Here is a 6,829-nt window from a genome sequence, read left to right on the forward strand (position 1 = left end):
ACCACTACATTAGTGACAGAGGTCTTTTTTATTATGGTTTTAATACAACTTTAATACAATTATCTTCCTTGCGATTAAATATATCATAACCATGTGGTGCCTCATCTAATGGTAGCTCATGGGTAATCATTTTCGTTGGGTCTATTTCACCATTTACAATTTGATCATAAATTGGTTCCATAAATGTTCGTGCGTGTGCTTGTCCTGTTTTAATATTAACATTTCGTGAAAAGAATGGTCCAAGTGGAAACATATTGTAAAGACCACCGTAGACCCCTGTTATTTGGTAGGTACCACATTTACGTACTGCTTTGGTTGCGATTTGGATTGGCCCTATCGTCCCACCTTGAAGTTTAAGCTTTTGTTCCACATATTCTAGAGGAGACTTTTTGCCATCCATCCCGACACAGTCAATTACTACATCAGCACCACCTTTTGTCGTTTCCTTTAACACTTCTCCCATATCATCATATTTCGTAAAATTGAACACTTCTGTCTTATTTACACGTCTTGAATGCTCAAGGCGATTTTCGATATAATCAACAGCAATAACTCGATCGGCTCCTTCTTTCCACGCAAATTCTTGTGCCATTAAACCGATCGGTCCACATCCCAATACGATTACCGTATCCCCTTGTTTCACCCCTGCATTTTTAACACTCCAATAAGCGGTTGGCAATACGTCAGATAAAAATAAAAGTTTATTATCTTCAAGCTCACATGATTCTGGGATTTTAAATGGGGTATAATTTCCAAATGGAACTTTTAAATATTCAGCTTGACCGCCTGGATGATTCCCAAACTTCTCAGAGTAACCAAAGTAACCACCTGAATCATAGTGTGGATTTGCGTTATCACATTGACTTTCATGATGCTCCTTGCAGTACTGGCACTCACCACATGCTACAGTAAAAGGGATGACAACACGATCCCCTTTTTTTACCTTTGTTACACTTGGGCCAACCTCTTCCACAATGCCCATTGGTTCATGGCCAATACTATAACCAATTGGAAGCGGAAAATTCCCTTGATATAGGTGCAGGTCTGAACCACAAATGGCGGTCGACGTTATTTTTACAATCACATCTTGTTCATGTTCAATTTTAGGATACTCTTTTTTAGTAACTGCGATTTCATGTTTGCCTTGATAAGTAACTGCCTTCATGACTGCCCTCCTTGTCTGATTCATTCCTTTATAGATTGTCTATGTTGCTAATGTTTTATGCTCTTTTGAACAAGGGACAGATCAAGCTTCGAGAAACCGCCATTTAAAAAGCGCATGCGCACATTACTATCGTTTCCCTATTTTATTGACTTTTCAATTGCCAATGTGAATGCTGCAATAATGTCCTCAGCATCCTCAATTCCAACCGATATTCTAACTAATCCTTTAGTGATCCCTAACTTAATTTGGGACTCTTCTGGTAATGCACGATGGGATGTACTTAATGGATAAGAAACAGATGTTTCAACTCCAGCCAAAGTTGGTACAATTTTGATCCAGTCAAGCGATCGGAAAAATGTCTCCACATCACATGAATCCGTTATATCAATCGAAACAATTGCTCCATTGCCTTTTGATATTGCAGAAGTTGGATAATAGACTTTGTCTACCGCCTTGTTCTCCCTTAATGCATCTGCTAGTCGTTGGGCATTGTTAACTTGTCGCTCCATACGAACACTCAATGTCTTTAAACCACGACAAGCAAGCCATGCATCAAACGGACTTAAATTGGTTCCAATATTGACAACTTTTGTTTTTGCTTTATCAATCAGTTCCTCTTGTCCGACTATCACACCAGCTGTAACATCACTGTGACCTGCTAAATATTTGGTTGCACTATGGACAACCAAATCGACTCCATCATTATATGGTTGGCATAAGAATGGTGTAGCAAACGTATTATCAATCATTGTGTACAGTCCATTCTTCTTAGCAATTTGTACAACAGTCTGGATATCCTCTACACGTAGTAAAGGGTTCGTAATCGATTCCGAATATATTAATGTTGTGTTCTTTTTGATTGAATCTTCAATCTTTTTAGAGTCTGAAAAATCGATAAAAGTTACTTCAATGCCAAAATCAAGTAATTCACTTGCTAGTAACTGATAAGTACCGCCATAGATATCCGTTGTCGCAATTACATGATCCCCTTGTTTTGCTACAGCTAATACACCTACTAAAATAGCGGACAAACCAGAAGAAGTGGCAATTCCAGCTGGTGCATTTTCTAACTGCGCTACAGCACGACCTAATTCATCTGTATTCGGATTGCCTACTCTTGAATATAAATAATCATTCTTACCTTGATAAAAATTTTCTATATCTTCTAGATCTGAAAACTGAAATGCTGTTGTTTGGTAAATTGGCGTTACTTTACTATTAATTTTATTTGTATTTTTCATCGATAACTGTACTGCTTTTGTATCAAATTTCTTTCCCATAGGTACCTCTCCTTCTCTGTTTATTCTCTAACTTTAACGTAATTCATTATTAAAAGGCAAGAACAAAGACGGAAATGCCAGGATAGCCACGTACGTATTGCGCCTGTGCATCGCAGGTGGTTCGGTTATGCCGTGCATAGTGGCGATTATATTTTTCCAAAGGGGATAAAGGAAATTGTTTTAAAACGGAACGGAGTGAATCGATGTTTTATTAAGGAGTTCACATAAGAGCGTCACGTCCTGTGACCTTGTCGAACTAACTTCTTCTATAAACCTGAGGTAAAGAGAGTTAAGCTCTTCGTTGAGTGCTAAAGCAGGACTTGGATAAAAAAAAGCAGGGAAGACCCTGCTTTTCGTTAAGATTTATTTTTCTCTGATTGCGCTACAACTACTGAACAAGCCGCATCACCTGTAATATTTACAGCTGTTCGTGTCATATCTAATAAACGGTCAATACCGATAATCAAGCCAATCCCCTCAGGTGGTAAACCAACTGAGTTCAATACCATAGCAAGAAGGATTAACCCAACACCAGGAACCCCAGCTGTTCCGATACTAGCTAACACAGCAGTTAGAACCACAGTAACAATATCGGTTACTGCTAAGTCTAGTCCATACGCTTGGGCAATGAACACAGTTGCGACCCCTTGCATAATACCAGTACCATCCATGTTGATGGTTGCACCAAGTGGTTGAACAAAACTACTAATACGTTCTGGTACCTTTAAATTATTTTGAGCAATTTTCATTGATACAGGTAATGTCGCACTACTACTTGAAGTACTAAATGCAACGGTCATTGCTGGCACAAACGTCTTAAAGAAATGTAATGGATTCATTTTGCCTAAAACCTTCACAGCAGTACCATATGTGAAGATGGCATGGATGAATAAAGCTAAAACGACGACGATCATGTACATTCCCATGTTTCGTATTGCCGATAGACCCTGAGTCCCAACTGCAGTCGCAATAAGCCCAAATGTACCATATGGTGCGAATTTCATAATTAATCCAACTAGATACATCATGATCTCATTACCTTGATCAACTAATTTTAAAATACCCGATGTTTTATCACCTAAAACGGCAAGCCCTAAACCAACAAAGATAGAAAAAACAATAATTTGTAGCATGTCACCTTCAGCCATTGCTTGAATCGGATTGGTTGGAATAATGTTTAATAAAGTATCTGCAATTGGAGGTGCCTCCGCTGGTTCGTACTCTACATTTGTATTATAGTCACCACCAGCACCTGGTTGAACAATGAACGCTAGACTTATCCCAATAATTAGTGCCATCGCAGTAGAAACTAAAAAGAAGGAAATGGTTTTACCACCAATACGCCCTAACTTTTTTGGATCACCTAGACCGGCTGTTCCTAAAGTAAGAGAGAAAAACACAATAGGTACAACTAACATATTAATAAAATTCAAAAATATTTGACCTAATGGGACAAATAACCATGTATTTAAACTTTCAAATAATGTTTGTGAAGTAATATTAAGTACTAGACCTATAATTCCACCAAGTACTAAACCTAAAATAATTTTTGATGTTAACCTCATAAAAATTTCCCCTTTATCAATAAGTGGCGAGAAAACCCCCATCTTCAAGGAATGTGAAGGGCACAGCCCAATGAGTATGTGGGGATAAATCGCCTTTTTGCGTAGCAAAACAATTGTTTGCATTGTATAAAATTCTTGTACAGATTGCTTTTTTTAAAACTGGATATATGAGGTTGTGACAAGAAATGCTTTGTCACGTAAAATATCCAAGCAATAATCGCCCCACACGTACCGAAGTAGCGAAAACCAAGCAGAGTAGGGCGTGTGGAGAGTCCAACGCACAAGATATTAACCTTTCACCGTAGGGACTACGGGTAGAGCCTACTCAGGTAACTGGTGGTTACACTGGTGTTCGTAGGAATCCCCCACTTCAAGCTTTAGCTAAGTGGTGGGTAGTTCAAAACTAAAGATCACCCTTCGTATGCGTATGCTGGTACTATTTTAAATTCCTATAATAGCTTTACTATTTTTTGAAAATAACTATATATTATGTATTTCAGTTCTACCTATTTATATAATAGTAATTATTGGGCCATTTGAAATTGATGCCCTATAGATTCATTCTCTCTATTTACCTTGCTTTAGGAACAATTATGAAGTTTTCTGGGTTCTACGTCAAATGTTGGGGTAGGAGTACTTGCTCCTACTCCTTAACCTACTTGAATTTCTAGTGATTTATATTGATGATGCAATAATACACGTGACTTTAGACGATCGTAACGTTGGAAACCAAAGGCATTGCGTTTAATAACCTTAGTTTGATTGTTCAAGCCTTCTGTAACTCCATTGTTATAATCAAACGCAAAGCTATTCAATATCTCTACTTGCCAGTTTTGCAGGGTTTTAATTGCTTTTATAAACTCTTCAAGGCCAGACTTTTCCACTTGATGATAAAAGCGATATAACCCTTGTTTCACTTCTCCTAATTGTGTTGTACCAACTTTTTTCACTTTGTCGAACCATTCACGAAATGCCTCTTTTAATGCATAAGCAGTTCGTAAATCTTCAGACAATCCTAAATACCTTTCCAAATACCAATGTTGTTTATAAGTTAGTTCTTCATAAGGCTTATCAAAAACATGCTTCATTCTCTTACACTTTTTACGGTCATAATCATGGAATTCATTTTGAACTCTTCTTCTTACGCGATTTAAAGCCCAATAAATATAACGGCAAAAGTGAAAGCGATCCGCAACTATAATAGGATTGTCTAATGCTTGTTGAACCGCAGACTTGAAGCTGTAACTCATATCCATAACTACCATCTGTACCTCGGATCCCTTTTCCCTTAGATACTTCTTAACAGTTTTTACAGAACGATTTGGTAGAATGTCTAATGGTGTACCTGTTTCGCCATCCGTAATAATTACCTGGTACTTTCCAGCAGATGTATCTCCCTTATACTCATCAATGGATATCACACGCGGTAATGTATCTACCTTTTTCAAACTAGAAGAAGCAATCTGATCAAAACGGCGTATAGCTGTTTTTTGTGACGTTCTAAATTGTTCAGCTGTATCTTTAAAGTCTTTCCCCTTAACCGTGCGTAAACCAAGCGCTTGATTCCACTCAATAGAATGTCTTTGATAACGATTAACAATATTATTTTCTTCGGCAAAACGTTTACCACAGGAACATACATACCTACGTTTTCGATATAACAAATAAGTCGTTCTTTCAAACAATTTCAGGTGTTGAATCTTCTGTGTACGATAATCATGAACACGACTGGTCAATTCCCCACATGCAGGACATTTATGCTTTTTAATTGGTAACTTCACATGTAAGTAGTAAGAACCCTCTAACTCCTCAGTTCTAGTAATGATTACGTCTTCTAATCCTGGCAAATTCATGTTAAAATTCATTTACACGCACTCCTATCCCTTTCTTGTTTCTAGTCAATTCAAGTGTAAAGGATATAGGAGTTTGCGTGTTTTTTTGTGCTCAAATTGTCTAAATACCCCAACAAATATTATAGAGCCGTTTTCTGCCTAATGTGTTCCACTTTTTTATACTAAAAACCCCTTAAAAATAATACTATTTTTAAGGGGTTAAGTGGCTTAGCGGCGTCCTACTCTCGCAGGGGCAAGGCCCCAACTACCATCGGCGCTGAAGAGCTTAACTTCTGTGTTCGGCATGGGAACAGGTGTGACCTCTTCGCTATTGCCACTAAACCGTATTTTTTATTAAGGACAAAATATATTATATGCATTTTTTATATATAATGCAAGTGTTTTTTGCACCTTCAAAACTAGATAAGAAAGTCTCAAGACAATCAAACATTTAAACAGTCTAGCTCCGACTCCCAGGTCCTCGCTGCTATAAGCAATTCACCTACATGTGTCCAAGATCATGACACATTACGGCGCCTTGCTTATCCAGTCGGACCTAACCGGTCGTCTCCGCTTCCTAATCAATATAGTTAAGTCCTCGATCTATTAGTATCCGTCAGCTGCACGTGTCACCACGCTTCCACCTCGGACCTATCAACCTCATCGTCTCTGAGGGATCTTACTCATTTAAAATGATGGGAAGTCTCATCTAGAGGTGGGCTTCATGCTTAGATGCTTTCAGCACTTATCCCTTCCACACGTAGCTACCCAGCCATGCTCCTGGCGGAACAACTGGTGCACCAGCGGTGTGTCCATCCCGGTCCTCTCGTACTAAGGACAGCTCCTCTCAAACTTCCAGACGCCCACGACGGATAGGGACCGAACTGTCTCACGACGTTCTGAACCCAGCTCGCGTACCGCTTTAATGGGCGAACAGCCCAACCCTTGGGACCGACTACAGCCCCAGGATGCGATGAGCCGACATCG

4 protein-coding genes and 2 rRNA genes are annotated in these 6,829 nt (G+C 38.8%); all 6 read right to left on the reverse strand.

From position 1 onward, the window contains the following. Positions 1-31 precede the first annotated feature (31 nt). Positions 32-1,165, reverse strand: a complete 1,134-nt coding sequence (locus FCI53_RS14735; RefSeq protein WP_138419816.1) for a zinc-dependent alcohol dehydrogenase — start codon at positions 1,163-1,165, stop codon at positions 32-34. A gap of 137 nt (positions 1,166-1,302) precedes the next feature. Further along, positions 1,303-2,445, reverse strand: coding sequence for a trans-sulfuration enzyme family protein (locus tag FCI53_RS14740; protein ID WP_138419817.1), 1,143 nt, complete (start codon positions 2,443-2,445; stop codon positions 1,303-1,305). Positions 2,446-2,801: 356 nt separating this feature from the next. Next, a complete protein-coding gene (locus tag FCI53_RS14745; protein ID WP_138419818.1) occupies positions 2,802-4,010 on the reverse strand; it encodes a dicarboxylate/amino acid:cation symporter in 1,209 nt (402 codons plus the stop codon). Positions 4,011-4,660: 650 nt separating this feature from the next. Next, positions 4,661-5,875, reverse strand: coding sequence for an ISL3 family transposase (locus FCI53_RS14750; RefSeq protein ID WP_138419819.1), 1,215 nt, complete (start codon positions 5,873-5,875; stop codon positions 4,661-4,663). 193 nt (positions 5,876-6,068) lie between these two features. Beyond that, positions 6,069-6,184 (reverse strand): 5S ribosomal RNA (rrf, locus tag FCI53_RS14755). Between the two features lie 244 nt (positions 6,185-6,428). Then, a 23S ribosomal RNA gene (locus tag FCI53_RS14760) occupies positions 6,429-6,829 on the reverse strand; the annotation flags it as partial.

This window comes from Aquibacillus sediminis, from assembly GCF_005870085.1.
Taxonomy (GTDB): Bacteria; Bacillota; Bacilli; order Bacillales; family Amphibacillaceae; genus Aquibacillus_E; species Aquibacillus_E sediminis.